This is a genomic window from Thermodesulfovibrio sp. 3462-1, assembly GCF_040451425.1.
GTDB lineage: Bacteria > Nitrospirota > Thermodesulfovibrionia > Thermodesulfovibrionales > Thermodesulfovibrionaceae > Thermodesulfovibrio > Thermodesulfovibrio obliviosus.
The window spans coordinates 673,297-694,203 of sequence record NZ_CP144374.1 but is presented as its reverse complement, the minus strand read 5'-3'; the positions used below and the strand labels follow the sequence as shown (position 1 = coordinate 694,203).

At 34.9% G+C, this 20,907-nt stretch carries 17 protein-coding genes; 2 read left to right on the top strand and 15 right to left on the bottom strand.

Going from position 1 to position 20,907, the window contains the following annotated elements; genetic code table 11:
• Window positions 1–1,326, top strand: coding sequence for an MBL fold metallo-hydrolase (locus tag V4D31_RS03485; protein ID WP_353686858.1), 1,326 nt, complete (start codon window positions 1–3; stop codon window positions 1,324–1,326).
• Window positions 1,316–2,485 (top strand): radical SAM protein, encoded by a 1,170-nt coding sequence (locus tag V4D31_RS03480; protein WP_353686857.1) that lies wholly within the window; start codon window positions 1,316–1,318, stop codon window positions 2,483–2,485. Before V4D31_RS03485 ends, V4D31_RS03480 begins: the two co-directional genes overlap by 11 nt.
• Here the strand turns inward: V4D31_RS03480 and V4D31_RS03475 are convergent.
• From V4D31_RS03475 to V4D31_RS03405, 15 genes are read right to left on the bottom strand one after another with little or no spacing between them, the layout of a single operon-like run.
• On the bottom strand, window positions 2,451–4,091 hold the full coding sequence (locus tag V4D31_RS03475) for a radical SAM protein (protein WP_353686856.1): 1,641 nt from the start codon (window positions 4,089–4,091) through the stop codon (window positions 2,451–2,453). The two genes, V4D31_RS03480 and V4D31_RS03475, sit on opposite strands and share 35 nt — an antisense overlap.
• A complete protein-coding gene (gene ftsZ / locus V4D31_RS03470; RefSeq protein WP_353686855.1) occupies window positions 4,075–5,409 on the bottom strand; it encodes a cell division protein FtsZ in 1,335 nt (444 codons plus the stop codon). Before ftsZ ends, V4D31_RS03475 begins: the two co-directional genes overlap by 17 nt.
• Before the next feature lie 21 nt (window positions 5,410–5,430).
• Entirely contained in the window at window positions 5,431–6,705 is a 1,275-nt protein-coding gene (gene ftsA / locus V4D31_RS03465) for a cell division protein FtsA (RefSeq protein ID WP_353686854.1), read from the bottom strand.
• A complete protein-coding gene (locus V4D31_RS03460; protein ID WP_353686853.1) occupies window positions 6,698–7,423 on the bottom strand; it encodes an FtsQ-type POTRA domain-containing protein in 726 nt (241 codons plus the stop codon). The genes ftsA and V4D31_RS03460 overlap by 8 nt, the downstream gene beginning before the upstream one ends.
• Window positions 7,413–8,324 carry a D-alanine--D-alanine ligase gene (locus tag V4D31_RS03455; protein WP_353686852.1) on the bottom strand — a complete coding sequence of 304 codons (912 nt, stop codon included), beginning with the start codon at window positions 8,322–8,324 and terminating at the stop codon, window positions 7,413–7,415. Before V4D31_RS03455 ends, V4D31_RS03460 begins: the two co-directional genes overlap by 11 nt.
• Window positions 8,321–9,208 (bottom strand): UDP-N-acetylmuramate dehydrogenase, encoded by an 888-nt coding sequence (gene murB / locus V4D31_RS03450; RefSeq protein WP_353686851.1) that lies wholly within the window; start codon window positions 9,206–9,208, stop codon window positions 8,321–8,323. The genes V4D31_RS03455 and murB overlap by 4 nt, the downstream gene beginning before the upstream one ends.
• On the bottom strand, window positions 9,205–10,575 hold the full coding sequence (murC, locus tag V4D31_RS03445) for a UDP-N-acetylmuramate--L-alanine ligase (protein ID WP_353686850.1): 1,371 nt from the start codon (window positions 10,573–10,575) through the stop codon (window positions 9,205–9,207). The genes murB and murC overlap by 4 nt, the downstream gene beginning before the upstream one ends.
• On the bottom strand, window positions 10,562–11,671 hold the full coding sequence (murG, locus tag V4D31_RS03440; RefSeq protein ID WP_353686849.1) for an undecaprenyldiphospho-muramoylpentapeptide beta-N-acetylglucosaminyltransferase: 1,110 nt from the start codon (window positions 11,669–11,671) through the stop codon (window positions 10,562–10,564). The genes murC and murG overlap by 14 nt, the downstream gene beginning before the upstream one ends.
• Window positions 11,668–12,843 carry a putative lipid II flippase FtsW gene (gene ftsW, locus V4D31_RS03435; protein WP_353686848.1) on the bottom strand — a complete coding sequence of 392 codons (1,176 nt, stop codon included), beginning with the start codon at window positions 12,841–12,843 and terminating at the stop codon, window positions 11,668–11,670. Before ftsW ends, murG begins: the two co-directional genes overlap by 4 nt.
• Complete coding sequence (gene murD / locus V4D31_RS03430) at window positions 12,840–14,300, bottom strand: UDP-N-acetylmuramoyl-L-alanine--D-glutamate ligase (protein WP_353686847.1); 1,461 nt, start codon at window positions 14,298–14,300, stop codon at window positions 12,840–12,842. The genes ftsW and murD overlap by 4 nt, the downstream gene beginning before the upstream one ends.
• The gene (locus tag V4D31_RS03425) at window positions 14,272–15,261 is read right to left on the bottom strand and encodes a D-alanyl-D-alanine carboxypeptidase family protein (protein WP_353686846.1); all 990 of its coding nucleotides are present in this window, start codon (window positions 15,259–15,261) and stop codon (window positions 14,272–14,274) included. The genes murD and V4D31_RS03425 overlap by 29 nt, the downstream gene beginning before the upstream one ends.
• 4 nt (window positions 15,262–15,265) lie before the next feature.
• Complete coding sequence (mraY, locus tag V4D31_RS03420; RefSeq protein WP_353686845.1) at window positions 15,266–16,351, bottom strand: phospho-N-acetylmuramoyl-pentapeptide-transferase; 1,086 nt, start codon at window positions 16,349–16,351, stop codon at window positions 15,266–15,268.
• Window positions 16,351–17,703, bottom strand: a complete 1,353-nt coding sequence (murF, locus tag V4D31_RS03415; RefSeq protein WP_353686844.1) for a UDP-N-acetylmuramoyl-tripeptide--D-alanyl-D-alanine ligase — start codon at window positions 17,701–17,703, stop codon at window positions 16,351–16,353. The genes mraY and murF overlap by 1 nt, the downstream gene beginning before the upstream one ends.
• Before the next feature lie 3 nt (window positions 17,704–17,706).
• Window positions 17,707–19,179 (bottom strand): UDP-N-acetylmuramoyl-L-alanyl-D-glutamate--2,6-diaminopimelate ligase, encoded by a 1,473-nt coding sequence (locus V4D31_RS03410; protein ID WP_353686843.1) that lies wholly within the window; start codon window positions 19,177–19,179, stop codon window positions 17,707–17,709.
• Window positions 19,176–20,906, bottom strand: coding sequence for a penicillin-binding protein 2 (locus V4D31_RS03405; RefSeq protein ID WP_353686842.1), 1,731 nt, complete (start codon window positions 20,904–20,906; stop codon window positions 19,176–19,178). The genes V4D31_RS03410 and V4D31_RS03405 overlap by 4 nt, the downstream gene beginning before the upstream one ends.
• Between the last annotated feature and the right edge of the window lies 1 nt (window position 20,907).

Sequence of the window (20,907 nt, the reverse complement as noted above, 5' to 3'; positions counted from 1 at the left end):
ATGAAAATTCAATTTTTCGGAGCAACAAAGACTGTTACTGGTTCCTGCTTTCTTCTTAAAGCTGAAAACCATAGCATCCTCATTGATTGCGGACTGTTTCAAGAAGATGAAAAAGAGTATTTAAACTACGAACCCTTCACCTTCAATCCAAAGAAAATAGACCTGATGATTCTTACTCATGCCCATCTGGACCATTCTGCCCTTATCCCAAAACTTGTAAGAGAGGGCTTGAGATGCAAAATTATAACAACTCCTGCTACAAAGGACCTTCTTGAAATAATGCTCTTTGATGCATTAAAGGTACAAAAAAATGAAAACTACAAAAAGCCCCTTTACGATGAAGAAAACATATACAAGGCATTAAAACAAATAGAAACACTGCCTTATCAAAGAACTTTAAAATTCAACGAAATACAGATAACCCTCTTTGATGCAGGACATATTCTTGGAGCAGCTACTGTTCAGTTAAATATTAATGGTAAAAAAGTTGTATTTTCAGGAGACATTGGAAGAAGTAGTTATCCTATTTTACGAGATCCCGAAACTCCTGAGGAAGCAGATTGGCTTGTTTTAGAATCCACCTATGGAAACAGAGTTCATAAAAGTCTTGATGAAAGCATTAACGAGCTTGTTCAGGCAATAAAGGATACTTTTCAAAAAGGTGGAAATGTAATAATTCCAGCCTTTGCTGTAGGAAGAACTCAGGATTTGCTTTACATTCTTAACAAAACCGTAAGACAGGGACTTCTTCAGCCTGTAAATGTCTATCTTGACAGCCCTCTTGCTGAAGAAGCAACTAAAATATATCTCTCCCATCCAGAGCTTTTTGATGATGAAGCTTTAAGAGAAATGAAAAACTCCAATCGTTTATCTATAAAACTTCACTTTGTAAAAACTGTGGAAGAATCAAAAAAGCTAAACTCAATCAAATCAAATGCTGTTATTATTGCTGGAAGTGGAATGTGTCAGGGTGGAAGAATTGTATATCATCTTTATCATAACATTGATAGAGAGGAATGTAGTATCATTTTTGCAGGATTTCAGGCTAAAGGAACTCTTGGGAGAAAAATTGTTGATGGAGAAAAAGAAGTTTCAATTCTCGGTAAAATGCTACCTGTAAGAGCAAAGGTTTACACAATTGGTGGTTTCTCAGCCCATGCTGACAGGGATGAACTTCTCAAGTGGCTTCAGTCAATAAAAACAAAACCGGAAATCTTTCTCGTCCACGGTGAAGCAGAAGTTATTGAAGCTTTCAAAAACTCCATAGAAGAAAAATTCGGATTTCCATGCAGGATTCCAGAAAGACTCTCCGTTTATGAAATTTAACAGATACTTCATCAATGAAAATTTCTTTATAAAACTTATTGAATTTCCAGCACTTTATAACATAAAAACAGACGAGCTTTACAGCATTGATGAAAAGGCATTAAAAATACTTAAAAGTATTGAAACCGGCAACCTCTTAAATATCAACGGAAAAGATGAAAAAGAATTCATAACATACTGCATAAACGAAGGAATCCTTACTGAAAAGCCTCAAAAAAGAATTAAAACTGTAATTAAACAATCACCAATTCCCTCACTTAGATATCTTGAGTTACAGATTACAAATCAATGTAATCTCAGATGCAAACACTGTTTCGTTGAGAGAGATAAACCGCAAAGTCTGTCTTTTGAAAAAATTAAAAAAATTCTCAAAGAATTTGAACAGATGCAGGGATTGAGAGTTCTAATTACAGGTGGAGAGCCTCTGCTACATCCTGAATTTGAAAAAATCAATGATTTTATAACAAACCTTGCCATAAGAAAAATTCTTTTTACCAATGGAGTTTTGCTTACTGATGATGTATTGAAAAATCTGAATGTTGAAGAAATCCAAATAAGCCTTGACGGAATGAAAAAGGGACATGAAATTTTAAGAGGAAAAGGAACATTTGATAAAACTCTGCAGGCAATAAAAAGGGCAATTGAATACGGATTTCAGGTATCCGTGGCAACAGTAATTCATAAAGGCAATCTTACAGATTTTAAGGAGCTGGAAAACCTTATTAAAACCTTAGAAATAAGGGAATGGACAGTGGATGCCCTCACAATAACAGGGAATTTAAGGCTTCATCAGGAACTGTGGGTACCTCCAGAAGAGGCATATAAAATCATGCAAAGATACGGATTCTCTATGGAAGACCATCCAAGAGCAGAAGAATACGGGTGTGGTAGTCATTTGCTTACTGTGCTTTCAAGCGGTCTTGTAGCCTTTTGCTCTTTCTATGAAGAGGAACCAATAGGTAGCATTGATGAAGGATTGGAGAATCTATGGAAAAAGAAAAAACAGATTATATTAAGTGAGCTTGAATGTGCAAAAATCAAATGTCCCTTTCTTCAGGAATGCAGAGGTGGTTGCAGATTCAGAGCAATGGCTTTAACTGGCAGAAAAAATGCGCCAGATTTTTTTAAATGTTACCAGTTTGGCAGGCTAAATCCTTAGCCCTTTCATATTCCTTCCATAAAGCCTCTTTAGTTAATCCTTCATGTTCAATGAAATCCCATGGTAGATAATCTCTAAAAGATTTAATTTCATAGAGGCTGTCCTTGACTTCATCAAAGATTTTCCCGAAGTTTTCTCCCTCTGAAATCCTCTCAATCACTGAAATTGCCTTTCTTGATGCTCTTGCAAAGTATCCCTCCATGTAAGAGTATTTTGGAACTTCATGAACAAGCTTGAATCCCTTAATCTGCAATGTATCTCTTTTCAATTTTTTCAATTTCTCTTTAACTTTCTCATACTCCTCCATCCTGTGCCATTGAAAGGGAGTAAAAGGCTTTGGAACAAATATGCTTACACTTGCTACTGTCCTGCGAGGGAAAACATCTCTGATTTTTTTAATGAGTTTAACTATTTCATCAATCTCTTCATCTTTTTCAAAAGGAAGGCCTATCATAAAATAAAGCTTCAGAGTTTCTACACTGGTTTGTTTAAGTTTGTCTGCTATGGTGAGAAGATCTTCTTCACTGATTTCTTTTTTTATTATTTTTCTTAATCTCTGAGAACCTGCTTCTGGAGCAAGAGTAACGGTTTTCTGTGATACAAGATTTTTTAGGATTTCAATGGTTGTTTTATCTGCCCTCAGGGAAGTAAAAGATAATTCAACGCCTTGAATTTTGAGTAATTCTTTTAGCTCACTGTAAGCTGTCAGAGAAGGAGCTATTATTCCTGCTTTAATGGGTTTTAGATTTTCAATTATTTCTCTTAATTTTTCAAAAGAAGCTTTCCTTACAGGCTTATAAACATATCCCACAAGACAGAATCTGCAACTGAAAGGGCATCCACGCATACTTTCTAAAAGAAACATGTTGGAAAATACAGCCTCTTCAGTAATTATCTGGGAAAAATTGAATTTTTCTGCAAAATCTTTACAGTAAACCTTCTTAATTTTTTCTGGAGCATTTTTCCACAAAATTCTCCTTCCTTTTAATTTTCCCTGAAAATATACTTCTTCGTATGCTTCAGGAACATAAAAACCATCAAGGTTCATAAGCTCTTTTTTTAAATTCTCCTTAAAATCTTCCAGATAGCAACCTTCCTTAATAGTTCTGTAAACTTCTATGAATTTATCAATAACTTCTTCAGCCTCACCGATAAATAAAGCATCAAAAATTTCTGCAACAGGTTCAGGATTGCTGAAAGCTCCAACTCCACCTGCAACAACAAGGGGATGATTAAAGTCTCTCTCTGAAGTATAATGAGGAATTCTGCCAAGTTTTAATACTTTTAGAATATTTGGATAGTCATTTTCAAAACAAAGACTGAAAGCCACTATATCAAACTCATAAAGCGGTGTTTTTGATTCAAATGACACAAGGGGATGATTTATAAAATCCTGCTCTTTCTCGGGAAGAAAAGCTCTTTCACAGACAACATCCTTTCTTTGATTAAAAAGCCTGTAAACAGCTTGAAACCCCAAGTTTGATATGCCAACCTGGTATAGATTTGGATATATGAGACATATCTTTATTCTGCCACCATGCTCCTTAAAAATCGTACCCTTTTCTTTTTTCAGAAGAGCATCAATTCTGTTAAATATTTTTCTCATTCAGAATTTTATATTTCTTTCTCAAATAAGCTGGTATATCAATCTCATCTTCAATATCTGTAGGAATCTCTTTTGAGGGTTCCTTTAAAATTATAGAGTCTTCAGAGGACTGTATTTTTAATTTTTCTTCTGGGGAATTTGATTCCGTCTCACAAGAGATATCAACTTCCTTATTTTCAGAGGAAGTAGATAAATGTTTTTCTGAATTTGGTGGATTTTCCACTTTTTCATTTATTGAATGAAGATTTAACGAAGAAAGAGATTGAATATCTTTTGAGATGATTCTCTTTGTTTGTTTTAAAGAAATACTACTACCTTTTGGCATCCACTTCTCAGTGGAGCTTAAATTTATCTCCTCAGTTTTGTCTTCAAATCCTGTTGCAATAACTGTAACATATATCTCGTTTTCTATTTCAGACTTTATTACAGTTCCAAATATTATGTTTGCCTCTTCATGGGCAACATCGTAAATTGCTCCTGCAATTTCCTGTACTTCATCAAGAGTAAGATCAAATCCTCCTGTAATGTTTATCAATATTCTTTTTGCTCCCTCTATTGATGTTTCTTCAAGCAGTGGATTATTAATTGCACGGCGAGCGGCCTCAGCTGCACCTTCCTGTTTTGTGCATGTTCCAAGCCCAATTACTGCCTTACCAGAGTTTTCAATAATAGTCCTTACATCTGCAAAGTCTCTATTTATAAAGCCAGGACTTAAAATGAGGTCTGAAATTCCCTGAACAGCCTGTCTTAAAATGTCATTGGCAATTGCAAAAGATTTTACAAGAGGAGTTCCTTTTTCAACAACCATGTGAATTCTGTCATTGGGAATAATAATGATTGTATCCACATATTTTTTCAACTCTTTTATTCCCACAACAGCATTTTGAAGCCTTTTTTTGCCTTCAAAATAAAATGGCTTTGTGACAACTGCTACTGTCAGTATTCCCAGTTCTTTTGCTAAAGAAGCGATCACAGGCGCTGCGCCTGTTCCTGTTCCTCCCCCCATCCCTGCTGTTATAAAAATTAAATCTGAGCCTTCAATACAGGAAAGAAGAGTGTCTTTGTCTTCCAGCGCTGACTTCTTACCAAGTTCAGGGTCAGAGCCTGCTCCAAGACCTTTTGTAAGCTCCTTTCCAATCTGAACCTTTACAGGAGCCAGGGATATTTCAAGGTGCTGTATGTCAGTATTGACTGCTATAAACTCAACTCCATAAACCCCTGAAGAAATCATTGTATTTACAGCATTTGTCCCGGCTCCTCCAACTCCTATAACTTTTATCTTTGCTACAGGTCTTTCCACTTCTTCAATTTCAAACATCTTGTCCCTCCTTCTTTGGTTTTATACAAATTTTTTCAATCCCTTTTCAAACCATGTTAGAATTTTATTAAAAACTCCTTCAAAGCCTGAATTTGATTCATTATAGTGTCCTGTTTTTAATACATAAATAAAAGTGCCTACGGTTGAAGAAAACTCAGGATTGTAAATTCCTTCTATTTCTTCCTCATTAAAAGGAGTCTCATCTAACCCAAGTTCATAAGCCATTTCCATAAGTCCTGCATCAGGTTTTCCTATTCTTGCAGGAATTGATAGAAATCCTTCAGCCAGAGAAACAAAACCCTGCAAAAGAGAAGTTCCACCAGTAAATACTGCTGAAGATATTGAATCAAGAGGAATTGAGTCAAGCTCCTTTTTAATGATTTCAAGAATTTCCTCACATCTTGCATAAACTATTTCTTTTATTACAGTCATGGGAATTTTTATAGAATGCTTATCAATCCCGACAATTTCTATTTCATCCTTATCTTTTTCAAACTTCAAATCTCCGAAGCTAATATCAGGCATTGCCACTGCAAACTGGGTTTTTATTCTTTCTGCTTCTCTGAATGGTATCTTTAACCCTATTGCCAGATCATTTGTAATGTGATTACCTCCAACGCCATATGTTGCCACATGCTTTAAATAACCATCTTGAAATACAGCAATGTCTGTACTTCCTCCACCAATATCAACAACCACAGTTCCCATTTCTCTGTCATGTTCTGTAAGAGTAGCTTCAGCGGATGCTATACTCTGCAGCACAATTTCTTCAACTTCAATTCCTGCTTTATTACAGCAAGTAACAATATTCTGAATGTGAGATGATGAAGCAGTTATAATATAAACCCTTGCTTCAAGCCTTAATGCCTTCATGCCAACAGGGTCTTTTATTCCATTTACTCCATCTACAATAAACTCAACAGGCAAAATATGAACCGCTTGTCTGTCAGAAGGAATTCTCATGGCAGTTGCTGCTTCAATTGCTAAATCAACATCTTGCTCTGTCACTTCTTTTTTTCTTACCTTGACTGCTGCATTACTGTAAATACCTTTGATATCATTTCCTGAGGCACAGACATAAGCTTTTTTCATCTTTAATCCTGTAGTGGTTTCTATCTCCTGTAAAGCTCTTTTAATAGAAGTGCTCATTGCTTCCATGTCAACTATTTTACCTTTCTTTAAACCAGCAGAAGGATAACTTCTCATAAAATTGATCTTTACTCTTGAATTCTCAATTTTTGCTGAAGCAAAAGCTATTTTTGTTGTTCCAATATCTATTACTGCAATCTCACTCATCTTTCAAATCCTGCTGAACTGGTTTTACTATTACTCTATCAGGAAATCTTAAATCAATGTATTGCACATTTAGTCCTCTTTTTTGAATTTCAGCATTAACAATGAGATACTTGGCAAACTTTATCTCAAAGTCTCCTTTACCTACAATAATTGGAAAATCATTTATGTAAAGAGTAAGAGTATCTGGATTATTGCCTGTTATGGTTATTTCATCTTCAGTTTTTATAAAGCCTTTATTGCTAATAAAATTCAGTAATTTCACAGCTTCCTCAAAAGTTTCCCTGTTTTTAAAGGGATCAATATTTTTTATAACTGGCAATAATAAAGGCTTATGGTTTGCTGATGCCTGAATCTCTTGAGTAAAATCCTCAAGAATCTGAGCTTCATAATCAATTAAATAGGCTTTTTCATTAAACATGGCAACAGCAACTGGACTGGATTCTTTTATATAAATCGTTATTGTACCATTTAAATCTTTTCTTATTATCGCATCCTTTATCCAAGGCGTTTTTTTTAGTCTTTCATATAAGCTCTTAGATGATGGATAAATTATAGAACTTCCCTCCTTTATGCCTATGATTGACCTGATTTCTTTTTCATTAAGATGTTTATTGCCAATAATGACAATATGCCTTACAGTAAGTCCTTCAGAATATAAAAATACTGCCATTAAAATGAAAAAAACTCCCACGAGAATTATCCATTTTTTATTCTTCATCTTTCAGTGCAAGCTCAAGAATTTCTTTAACAAGACTTTTAAAATCATAGCCTGAAAGAGACGCTATTTTGGGTAAAAGCGAAGTCTCTGTCATTCCAGGAATTGTATTTACCTCAAGAACATAGACATTATTCTTCTCATCAACGAGCATATCAACTCTTGTAGCACCTTTACAGCCCAATGCCTGATGAGCTTTAAGCCCAAGCTCTTTAAGTTTTTCATAAACAGAAGCATCTATCTCTGGAGGAAGTATATAATCAGTGAGCCCCTTTGTATATTTTGCTTCATAACTGTAAAACTCCTTTTTAGGTCGAACTTCAACTCCTCCAAGAGCTCTATTGCCAAGAACACCAATGTGAATTTCTTTACCTTCAATATATTTTTCTAAAATTGCCCTGTTGCCATATTTAAAGGCTTCTTTAAGAGCTTCATCAAGTTCTTTTTCGCTTCGAACAATATTTACTCCTACTGAAGAGCCTTCATGTGCTGGTTTTACAACAAGAGGAAAACTGAGAGACTGAAGGCTAAAAGCTGAAGAAAGATAATCACTTTTATAAACTGTTTTAAATGGAGGCACAGGGATGCTATGATATAGAAATATTTTCTTTGTTGCCTCTTTGTCCATTGCCAGAGCTGAAGCAAGAACTCCTGAACCAGTGTATGGAATTCCCATAACTTCAAGCATTCCTTGAACTCCGCCATTTTCTCCCCATCCTCCATGAAGAACCAGAAAGGCTACATCAATTTTTTCCTGTTTTATTTTCTCACAGAGGTCAGTGCCTGCATCTATAAAAACTGTATTAAATCCAAGTTCCCTTAAAGCATTAAAAACTGCCTGCCCACTTTTAAGAGAAACCTCCCTTTCAGATGATATTCCTCCTGCTATTACACCAACTCTCATAACTGTCCTCCTAAAATTTTTATTTCAGGTTCTAATTCAATAGAAAAAAGTTTGAATACTTTTTCTCTAACAATATCCATTAATCTAAGAAAATCACTTGCCTTACCTCTGCCGGTATTTATAAAGTAGTTAGCATGAACAGGACTTACAACTATATCTCCGATTCTCATTCCCTTTAATCCTGCTTTATCTATTAAGGCACCTGCTGAATGCCCCTCGGGATTTTTAAATACACAACCAGCAGATCTATCTCTTAAAGGTTGTGTTTCTATTTTTTTCTTAAGAAATTCCTTCATTTTTTTAAAAGGCTCACCACTTTTTAAGCTGAATCTGGCAGATTTAATAATCCAAGATTCAGGCAGCCCTGAACTCCTGTATTTAAAATTCATATTCTGCTTTTTTAAAACCTTTATCTCCAGCTGATCAGTAATAACTTCCACTTCCTCAAGACTGTCCTTTATTTCATATCCAAAAGAGCCTGCATTGCCTTTTACAGCACCTCCAACTGTTCCCGGGATACCAACAAGTCCTTCCATACCTGAAAGATTTCTTTTCAAAACAAAGGCAGCAAGCCTTTGAAGCTTTACTCCAGCTGAAGCCCTGATTTTAAATTCTTCAATATCTATTCTGTTCATTCTTTTTGTATTGATTATCACTCCTCTGAATCCACTATCACTTATGAGTAAGTTACTACCTCCTCCTATAACATAATAGGCTAATCCCTCGTTTTTTATTACTTCAATCAAATCCACAATACTGTCTTCCTCTGAAAATGCTATTAAATCCGCCTGCCCTCCAATTTTCAAAGTGGTATATTCAGATAGAGGCTCATATTTTTTATAAATCAATCCCTTTTCTTTACAGAAAATTTCAATATTTTTCATAGCCTTTCCAGCAAAGCTTCACCAATTTTATAAACATCTCCTGCTCCAATGGTAAAAACAACATCTCCTTCCTTTATTTCTTTTAAAATATCATCCTTAATCTTTTCTTTGTCTGGATTAAATCTAACATTTACACCAGCATTTTTCAGTTTTTCGTATAAAATTTCACCACTCACTCCTTCAATAGGAGGTTCACTGGCAGGATATATATCCATAAGGAATAAAACATCAGTCTTCCGCAATGTGCTTTTAAATACCTTAATAAACTCTTCCATTAAATCCCTTGTTCTTGTGTATCTGTGAGGTTGAAAGATCACGCAGAGTCTTTCTGGTTTCAACCATAAAGCAGTTTTTATTACAGCCTTTATTTCTGTTGGATGATGTCCATAGTCATCATAAAATTTTATACCCTTTTTTTCTCCTTTAAACTCAAATCTTCTGCCAATTCCTTTAAAACTCTCAAAAGATTCTTTCACTTTTTGCATAGGCACTGAAAGCTCCTTTGCCACAATTATTGTTGCCAGAGCATTCAAAACATTGTGTTTTCCTAAAACAGTAATAGTAAATCTTCCAAGAGATTTCTCTTTGAAAAAGGCATTAAAGGAAACCTTTGGTGGTGAATACTCAATATTTTTTGCATAAAAATCAAAGGCTTTATCAAATCCATATGTCACATATCTTCTTGTTAAATGAGGAATTAAATCCCTTATATGCCTGCACTCTCCACAGAGAATTGAAAGACCATAAAAGGGAACTTTATTTGCAAATTCAACAAAAGCCTTTTTAATTCTTCTGAGATTTTTAAAATAATCAAGATGTTCTCTATCAATGTTTGTTATCACAGAAATAGCTGGAGTAAGCTTTAAAAAACTCCCATCACTTTCATCAGCCTCAGCTATAAGAAACTCACCCTGACCAAGCTTTGCATTGCTTCCAATTGACTTGAGCTTTCCTCCTACAATCACTGTGGGATCAAATCCAGCATCAGTCAAAACAGTGGCAATTAAGGAAGTGGTTGTTGTTTTTCCGTGGGCACCAGCAACCAGAATTGAATATTTCAGTCTGCAGAGTTCAGCAAGCATTTCAGCTCTTGGAATAACAGGAATTCCAAACTCCTTTGCTTTGACAATTTCAGGATTATCAGGCTTTACTGCTGAAGAAAATACGACCACATCTGTTTCATCAATGTTGTCTTTGCTATGCCCGATGAATACTTTTATTCCAAAATTTCTTAATCTTTTAACAGTATCAGACTCTTTTATGTCAGAGCCTGTTACAATATAACCCATATTATGAAGAACCTCAGCAATACCACTCATCCCAATTCCACCAATACCAACAAAATGAATTTTTTTATAATGATACATTTCTCCTCCTTATCAGGGTTTCAGCAATCTCTATAATTTTTTCTCCTGCTTTTGGTTTCCCAAAGGCAAGACTTGCTCTCTGCATCTCTTTTATGACTTCTGGACTATTTAAAATCTCGTTAATCTTTTTTGCAAGGTTCTGTCCATTTAAATCTCTATCAAGAATAAGTTCACAGGCACCACGACTAAAAAGCCTTCGAGCATTCATCTCTTGATGATTATATGCAGCATAGGGATATGGAATCAGAATTGACGCTTTGCCAATAGCTGTAATCTCTGCTACAGTAGAGGCTCCTGCCCTTGAAATTACTAAATCTGCTACATTGTAAGCCTCTGCCATATCATATATAAAGGGTAAAACAGTGGCTTTGAATGAAAGATTTTTATATTCAGCAGAAACCCAGTTTAAATCGTTCTGTCCTGTTTGATGAATTATCTGAATCCTATCCTTTAAAGGAAGCAAATATGGAAGAGCTTCTGTCATAGCTTTATTTATTTTTCTTGCACCAAGACTTCCTCCAAAAATCAGTATAGTGAGTTTTCCTTCTTTTATATTAAAAAGTTGTTTTGCTTTTTCTAAATCGCCTTCTAAGATTTTTTTTCTAATTGGCGTTCCAGTAAGATAAACCTTTTGTTTTGGAAAATAATCAATGGTTTCAGGATAACTTACTGCAACTGCTGAAGCAACTCTTGCAAGTATCTTATTTGCAAGTCCTGGAACAGTATTTTGTTCAAGAATAATTGTAGGGATTTTTTTTAAAGCAGCTGTTAAAACAACAGGAAAAGAAGCATACCCTCCTACACCAAAAACAACATCCGGTGAAAAAGCCTCTAAAATATTTTTTGATTCAGATATGGATTTAAAAAGAGTTATAATACTCTTTAGTTTTTGTCCAGCGGACTTTCCAACAAATCCTTGAATAGATATAAATTTTAATTCATATTTTGTCTTAGGAATAACCTTTGATTCCAATCCTCTTTGAGTTCCTACAAAAACAATCTTTGCTTCAGGATATTTCTGATCAATACATTCTGCAAGAGCCAATCCAGGAAAAAGATGTCCTCCTGTTCCACCACCAGCTATGATAACTTTCATGAAAATCTTTTACCTCTCCAGTATTTATATGTTCTTAATTTTGTTTTTCTCTGAGGTAATACCTCTGTCAAGCCTTTATCCGAGTTGAATCTTGAAAGATTAAGCAAAACTCCAATAGCAATAAAATTAATAACCAGAGCAGAACCACCATAGCTTATAAAGGGCAGAGGAAGTCCCTTTGTTGGTGCCATACCTGTTACAACAGCAAAGTTTATCAATGCCTGAATAGAAATCATAATTGTAATCCCTGAAGCAAGAAAGTAATAAAAAGGCTCTGACTGTTTCATAGCAATGCTTAATCCTTTGAGACATATCAAAAAAAATAAAACAACCACCGTAGCTGCTCCTATAAATCCCATCTCTTCTCCAATATGAGCAAATATAAAATCAGTATGTATTTCAGGTAAAAAGGCAAGCTTTTGTTTTCCTTCTCCAAGTCCCTGGCCTGTAAGACCTCCGCTTCCAAGTGCAATCAATGATTGAACAAGCTGGAATCCACTTCCCTGAGGATCAGCCCAGGGGTCAAGAAAAGAGATTATTCTTTTCCACCTGTAAGGCTCCTTAGCAAGATAGAACACAATAGGAATAGCAAGCAAAACAGTGCCTCCTAAGAATCTTAAGCTTACTCCTCCTATAAAAAGCATAAGGAAAGTAATTATTCCCAGCGTCATTGCTGCACCAAAATCCGGCTGTTTTAGAAAAATCAACTGAAAAATAGCCATCAATCCTATGGGAATTATAAAATGCTTGATACTTTCTTTATTGTAGCCATCTCTACTCAAATACCATGCAAGAAAAAAGACCATTGCAAGCTTTACAAGCTCTGAAGGCTGAAATGAACTGGGCCACAATCTGAGCCATCTTCTGGCTCCTCCTGCAGTAACTCCCAGAGGAGTAAAAACTGCTATAAGCATTATAAAAGAAATAATAAGCAATGGGAAAACAATTTTTTTTAATTTTTCTGGTGATAAAAAGATAAACACAATCATAAAGAAAAAACTTATAATTAATGTAAAAAGTTGTCTTTGTAAATAAATCATTCCTCCCTTATTTGCATATTTTGCCTTAACAGAGGCTAAAACAGAAGTAGAACTGTAAACTGCAATAAGTCCGATTACAACAAGCAAAGCCACTACAATTATAAGTGTTTTATCAATAGAGCCTCTTTTCATAATGAGTTCACAATATCCTTAAATACTTCTCCCCGATGTTCAAAATTCCTGAACATGTCAAAGCTTGCGCATCCAGGAGAAAGAAGCACTACATCTCCTTCACTGGCAATTTCTTTTGCTTTCAATACAGCAGATTTCATATCGTTCTCAAAATAATAGGGTACTAAATCTCCAAGAGCATCTGCTATTTTTTGCTTTGCCTCACCAATAAGCACTAAAGCCTTTACTTTCTTTTTTACAATCTCCCTTAACTGAGAAAAATCTCCATCTTTGTCTCTTCCTCCGGCAATTAAAATCACATTGTCAGGGAAACTTTCAAGAGACTTCGCTACTGCATCAACATTGGTTCCCTTTGAATCATTTACATAGACTACCCCGTTTATTTCCCTTACAAATTCCATTCTATGCGGAAGCCCTGGAAATTCTTTAACAACTTCTTTTATGCTTTCTGCTCTGCATCCAGCACAAAAAGCAAGTAAAGCTGCTGCCATTATATTTTCAATGTTATGAACTCCCTTTATTTTAAATGTGCTTACAGGAAGCACTGTATTTTCCATCTCTGAAAAAATGCTCTGAGGAATCTCTTCTCTTGGATTGAACCGAACTTCATTGTCTTTTAAATAAGCTCCATAGACACGTTGAAATCTACTAAAGTAAAAAATCTGTGGAAGTTTACCTTTTTTAAGATAAACGTTTCTTAAATATTCAATAACAGCTACTGTATTTTTGTCATCCATATTTAAAACTAAATAATCATCTCCTGTCTGATTTTGAAAAATTTTTGCTTTTGCTTCAATATATTCTTTCATTTGACAGTATCTATCCATGTGATCTCGAGTAATATTTAAAATTGTTGCAAGCTCTGGTTTGAAGTTTTTTATTCCTTCAAGTTGAAAACTTGAAAGCTCCAAAACAAGATATTCAATATCCAGCTGTTTATTTAAAATTTTTAAAACAGCATCTGCCATGGGATACCCGATGTTTCCTGCAAGGCATACTCTTTTACCATCTTTTCTTAAAAATTCATAAACAAGTGTTGAAGTTGTAGATTTTCCATTAGAACCTGTAATGCCTACTGTCTTTACCTCTGGATTCACTAAATTCAGTATCTGCCAGCTAAGTTCTATCTCACCAATAACTGGAATTCCCTTATAGATTGCTGAAACAATTGAAGGAGTACTTAATGGAACTCCTGGACTTACAACAACCACTTCAGCATCCTCAAAAGCTTCTGGTGGATGTCCACCTCCTATTATTTTAAAGCGTTCAAAGCATTCAAATTCTTTAAGTTGTTCAATATCTTTTAAGATTTCTTCTTCGCTTTTTTTATCATTTATTGTTAATGTTGCACCAAGACTCAATAGAAGTTTTGCTACTGCCAGGCCACTTTTACCAGCTCCTATGATTGCTACTTTTTTGTTTTCCAGCTCAGATAGTTCGTTTATTATTTTTTGCATTTTTTACCCTCTTCTTGGAAGTCTTTTTCACTTTATTTTTATTTACCTTTACTTTTTTACTTAATTTTTGTTTGCTTTTGTAAGAAACTGGCATTACTGGTTTTTCTTCTGAAAGTTTGACCACAGGCTCTCCTTTACCTGCAAGAACATCTTCTGCTCTGGCAATTAATTGTTGGGTATCTTCCCACAGTTTTTCCCTGTTAGTATCTCCAAGAATTGCTGTATAAACAAGTCTATCCTTTACCTTATAAGCACTAACAAAACAATGCCTTGCTTTTCTTGTGTATCCTGTTTTACCTCCTATCATATTATCCTCTGACCATAGCAGATGATTGGTATTTTGAATAAAGTGTTCTCTGCCATTTTGAGCTTTTACCAGATAAACACGGGTATTTATAGCTTCCTTTATAAGTGGATAGGCAAGAGCATGAGACATTATTTTTGTTAAGTCATAAACAGTTGTGCACTGTCCTTTACCTGGCAGCCCACTGGCATTTATAAATTTCGTATCCTTTGCTCCAATATACTTTACTTTTTCATTCATAAGCTTTACAAAATTTTGCTCACTTCCTGCTGTAGCTTCTGCCAGAGCAACTGCTGCAGAGTTTACAGAACGCATCAAGGCAAGATAAACAAGATCTCGCACTGTATAAACTTCTCCTCGCATCAGTTTAGGTGAAACACCTGGGGTTTGAGCTGCTTTTTTTGATATTGTTACTTTCTGCTCGGGGTCAAGTTTTTCAAGAGCAACCATAACTGTGACAAGTTTTGTTGTGCTTGCTGGTGGAAGTTTCATGTGAGGATTCTTACCATAAAGAATTTTACCTGTCTGAGCATCCACTGCAACAGCACTTGGAGCATCAATATCCTGAGAAGAGTATGCAGCAGAAGCATAAAGCAAAAATACAAATAAAAAAACCATCTTTGAAAAAATTCCTAAAATACTTGAAAGGTTTAACATGTCCTCACCTCAGTTTTAAAGTTAAAAGACTTAAAAGAGCAAGTATTATTCCTATTATCCAGAATCGAACGATAACTTTCGGCTCTGGCCACTTTTTTAACTCAAAATGATGATGAAGGGGAGCCATGCGAAAAATTCTCTTGCCATTCGTTAATTTAAAATAACTCACCTGAAGAATTACAGATAAAGCCTCCACAACAAATATTCCACCAACCAGAGCCAGAACTATCTCGTGTTTTGTTATAACTGCAAGGCTTCCAAGAGCTCCTCCAAGACTGAGTGAGCCTACATCTCCCATAAAAACTTCAGCAGGATAAGAATTATACCATAAAAAACCAAGACAGGCTCCAAGCATTGCTCCACAGAAAACTGCCAGTTCCCCTGTGCCCGGGATATAAAGAACATAGAGATATTTAGCAAATACAGCATGACCTGATATATAAAGAAGAACAGCATTTACAATAGAGGCAATTCCTACAAGACCTGCTGCAAGTCCATCCATTCCATCTGTAAGATTAACAGCATTTGAAGTTCCAACCATTACAAAAATAGCAAAAGGCAGATAAAATACTCCAAGATCAATAAGCCATTGTTTGAAAAATGGAATACTTAAAACAGTGGTATAAGGATCCTTTGGATTAAAATAGAGAAAAAGAGTTACAGATAAAGCAAGTAAAAATTGAGCAACCAATTTATATCTACCTGGTAGTCCTTTGTAATTTTTTCTTGTTATTTTTAAGTAATCATCTACGAATCCTATAAAACCAAAGCCTAAAAAACTAACAATCATAATCCATACATAATGATTTCTCAGATTAGCCCATAAAAGGACTGAGAGGAAAACTGATGCAATTATTATTATTCCTCCCATTGTAGGAGTCCCTTCTTTCTTAAGGTGTGTTTTTGGCCCATCATCTCTTATATGCTGGGTAAGACTTAATCTTTTAAGCCATCTTATGCAAGAAGGAGCAATAATAAATGTAAAAAAGAAAGATGTAAGTATTGCAAGCATTGTCCTAAAAGTAATGTAGCGAAATACATTAAGTACTGAAAACTGGTCACTTAAACTGTAAAGAATTTCATAAAGCATTACCTTTTTCCTCTTTCCTTAGATTGTTCAAGTAATATATCAAGAATTTGCTCCATTTTCATGGCTCTTGAACCTTTTATTAAAATAATTTCAGAACCTGTAAGCTGTTCTTTTAAAAACTGAGCTGCCAGGGCAGGCTCATCAAAAACCTCTCCTTTAACATATCTTAAAGCATTCTTCATAAATGTGCCTACTCCAACAAAAACTTCAATCCCTAACTCATGAATCCATTTACCAATTTCTTCATGAGCTACTGGAGCAAACTCTCCAAGTTCAAGCATATCACCGAGCACTGCAACTGCTTTTCTTGTTTTTTTTCTCCTTGCAAGTTCCTCTAAAGCTACCCTCATTGAAGAAGGATTAGCATTGTAAGCATCAAAAAATATTTCCATTCCATTAATTTTTATTATTTCTCCACGCATGGCTACAGGGTTGAAGAGCTCTGAAACTTTCTGGACAATACATTTTGACACACCCAAGAAGGTTGCAACAGCAGCAGCTGCTGTTATGTTATAAATGTTGTATATTCCTGTTAAAGAAGTTTTTACAGGAAAGCTCAGAATATCAGTGCAAAAATCAAATTCAACATAGTCATCATAAAAATTAATTTTTTCAGCTCTAAAATCACACTGACTTCCCAATCCAAATGTTAAAATCTCTCCCTTGTAATCTTTAAGCCCCTCCATGAGAAAGCCATCATCGCCATTTACAAAAACTGTTTTAACAAAAGGAAGTATTTCAAGCTCTCCCTTTCTTACTCCTTCAATTGAGCCAAATCCTTCAATGTGCTCGTATCCAATGTTTGTAATTACTGCATAATCTGGATACACTATTTCGCAAAGTTCTTTTATATCTCCATGTCTGTTAGTTCCAAGTTCAAGAACCATTATCTCGGTATCATGTTCAATTTTACTAAGGCAGAGAGGAACTCCTATATTGTTATTGAAATTTCCCTCTGTCTTAAGAATCTTATATTTTTTTGACAACATGCCAGCAATTAATTCCTTTGTTGTAGTTTTACCATTACTTCCAACAACTGCAATAACTTTTCCTCTAAATTTTTTTCTTAAATATCTCGCCAGATTCTGTAATGCTTTTAGAGTATCATCAACCACAACTACTGTTTTATTTTGAAAACTTATATCTGCTTGTTTAGAAATCACTGCACCACATGATTTTTGTAATGCCTCAATTAAAAAATCATGACCATCTCTTTTAGAACCTTTTAAAGCAAAAAATAAATCATTCTCTGTAATTGTTCTTGTATCAATTGATGCTCCTCTGAATGCTTCTTCCCCTAAGGAAATTAACTTTCCTGCTGTGGCTTTTATTAAATCTTCAAGAGTAAACATAGCTTATTTCAATCCTTTCAAAGCCTTTGTCAAAACTTCTTTATCACTTAGATGGTATCTCCTCCCTTTTATTTCCTGATAGTCTTCATGCCCTTTACCAGCAACAATTAAAATATCTCCATTTTTGCATATTCTTGTAGCGATCCATAAACTCATAGCCCTGTCTGGAACAACAATGTAGTTATCCTTTGAGATGCCTTCTTCTATATCTTTAATTATTTCTCCTGGTTCTTCCCATCTTGGATTATCAGAAGTAAGAATAACCATATCGCTTAACTCTGTAGCAATTTTTCCCATCTCAGGTCTTTTACCTTTATCACGATTACCACCGCAACCAAAGACTGTTATTATTCTGCCATCCTTTGATAAATTCTCTTTTAATTTTTTTACACTTAAAAGCAATCTCTCAAGAGCATCAGGTGTGTGTGCATAATCAACAAAAACAAGAAAATCCTGCCCAACATCAACTTTTTCAAATCTTCCCTCTGGAGAGCAGACCTCTGAGAGAGCAGACACAATAATATCAGGTGGTATGTTTAAGCTAAAAGCAACAGACACAGCAGAGGCAACATTATAAATATTTGGAACTCCTAAAAGAGATGTTTTAACAAATAATTCTTCATCATTAATGGAAAAAACAATCTCTGTTTCTTTAAACTTCAATCTATAATTTTTCACATAAATATGTGCCTCAGGATTTTGCAGAGAATACAGAATTTTTTCATTTTTTATTTCTTGCGCAAGCCTTCTTCCATATTCATCGTCTATGTTTATAACCGCAATGCCTTCTTCTTTAAGTAAATCAGTGAAAAGTCTTTTTTTTGCCTGAAAATAATCATCCATATCCTTATGAAAATCAAGATGGTCTCTTGAAAGATTCGTAAATACAGCTACATCAAACTGAGTATAATCAACTCTTTTTAAAGCAAGAGCATGGGAAGAAACCTCTGAAATAACATATTCCACACCTTTTTGGACCATCTCATGAAGAAGTCCTTGAAACTCAGGAGCCTCTGGAGTTGTATGAATTGCTGCTTTTTCTTCTTCATCGATCAAATATTTAATTGTTCCAATAATTCCTGTTTTTTTCCCGTATTTCTTCAATATTTCTCTTATGAGATAAGAAGTGGTGGTTTTTCCATTTGTTCCTGTTATCCCTATCATTTTAACTTTCTCAGAGGGATTTCCATAAAATCTTGAACTAAGCCACGCAAGAGCATTCCTTGTGTCATTAACAGCTATCCATGTAACAGAGTCGTTTTGAGGTAAAATTTTTCCCTTCTCATAAACAATTGCAATGCTACCATTTTTTATTGCTTCTTCAATAAAAAGATGACCATCGGTTTTTCCACCTGATATTGCAACAAAAATACTTCCTTCTTTTACATCCTTCGAATTGTAACATAGATTTAATATTTCCCTGTTTATGTCTCCTTTAACATCAAAATCTTTTCTTAAAAGTTCTCTTAAGATCATCGTCTTACTACCGCAACTTTCTCATTTGTTTGTGTATCAAAAGTTACAACAAGACCCTTTTGTCTGGCATCATCTCTTGGAACATTAAGATAAGCCAGAGCTTCATCAGCAATTGCTTTGAATACAGGCGCAGCAACAACTCCTCCATAGTGAGCACCTTTTGAATCCTGAATTACAACTATCATGGCAATACGGGGATTCTGAGCAGGAATAAATCCAACAAAAGAGCTTACAAATCTGTCTTTTGAGTATCTGTGAGTTTTTGGATCATATTTTTGAGCAGTTCCTGTTTTACCTGCAACGTCATTTCCATCAAGCTTTGCTTGAGTAGCTGTGCCTCCTTGTTCTGTAACTTTTTTAAGTATTTCTCTCATTATTTTCGCTGTTTTGTCGGAAATAATTTTTTGTCTCTGAATAACGCTTTTGTATAAAATATTTCCATCAGGAGAGCGAATATCAGACACTACAAAAGGCTTTACAAGATAACCTCCATTGGCAATTGCAGAGTAGGCTCTAAGGATTTGCAATGCTGTAACTCCCACCTCCTGTCCAATTGGAATGGCTCCTATGGATGTGCCAGACCATTTTTGTGGGGCTCTTATATAGCCTGATATCTCTCCGGGAAGGTCTATTCCGGTTTTTTCACCAAAGCCAAATTTTTTTATGTATTGATAAAGTTTTTCCTTTCCAAGCATCATTGCTATCTTTATTGTTCCCACATTTGAAGACTTCTGAATAACTTCTTCAAAAGTAAGAACTCCATTTCTGTGAACATCTTTTATTTTTTTACCCCCTACTTCTATATAACCCTGAGAACAATCAAATTTAGTATAAGGCTTTACAATGCCTTCTTCCAGTGCTGCAGTTGCTGTAACTATTTTAAATGTTGAACCTGGTTCATACAGGTCTGTTATTGCTCGATTTCTTATTATACCAATATTTTTTATTGATTTTAAATTATTGGGATCATAGGTTGGTCTGTTTGCAAGAGCAAGAATCTCACCTGTAAATGGATCCATCATTATTGCAGTAGCAGAAGAAGCCTGCCATTTTTTTACTGCTTCATCAAGGTATTTTTCAACAATGTATTGTAAACCTTCATCAATTGTTATAAAAACATCATTTCCTTTTACATCTTTTAAATCTCCCTGAGAAAGTTTTTTCCCTCTGGCATCTACAGTAACTGTTTTCAAAGTTTTTTCTGCTCTAAGATATTGATCATATTGTCTTTCTAATCCTTCCATGCCCTGTTCATCGATATTCACAAATCCAATCACATGAGATGCTAAAAATCCTTTTGGATAAAATCTTGCGCCTTCTATTACAGAACCAACTCCTTCAATCTTTAAAGCTTTTATTTTTTCTGCCAGATCTGAATCAACTTTTCTCTGAAGCCATAAAAATCTTATGTTTTTTTCTGACAATTTTTCTATCTGCTCAGGGTTAACTTTAACATAGTTTTTTAAAACATTAACTGCCTGGACTGACTTTAAAGATGCAGGATCAATGAATAGAGACTCCTTTTCAAGAGAAATTGCCAGTTCCCTGCCCATTCTGTCATATATGTTACCTCTCTTTGGAATAATCTCTTCCTTTTTTATTTGCTGAATTTTTGCTCTTGCAAAATAAGCCTCATGTTCAACAAACATGATTAAACCAAGACGAAAAATAACAGAAGCAAAACATATTAAAAGGATTATTTTCAGTAAAATAAACCTTTTCTGCATT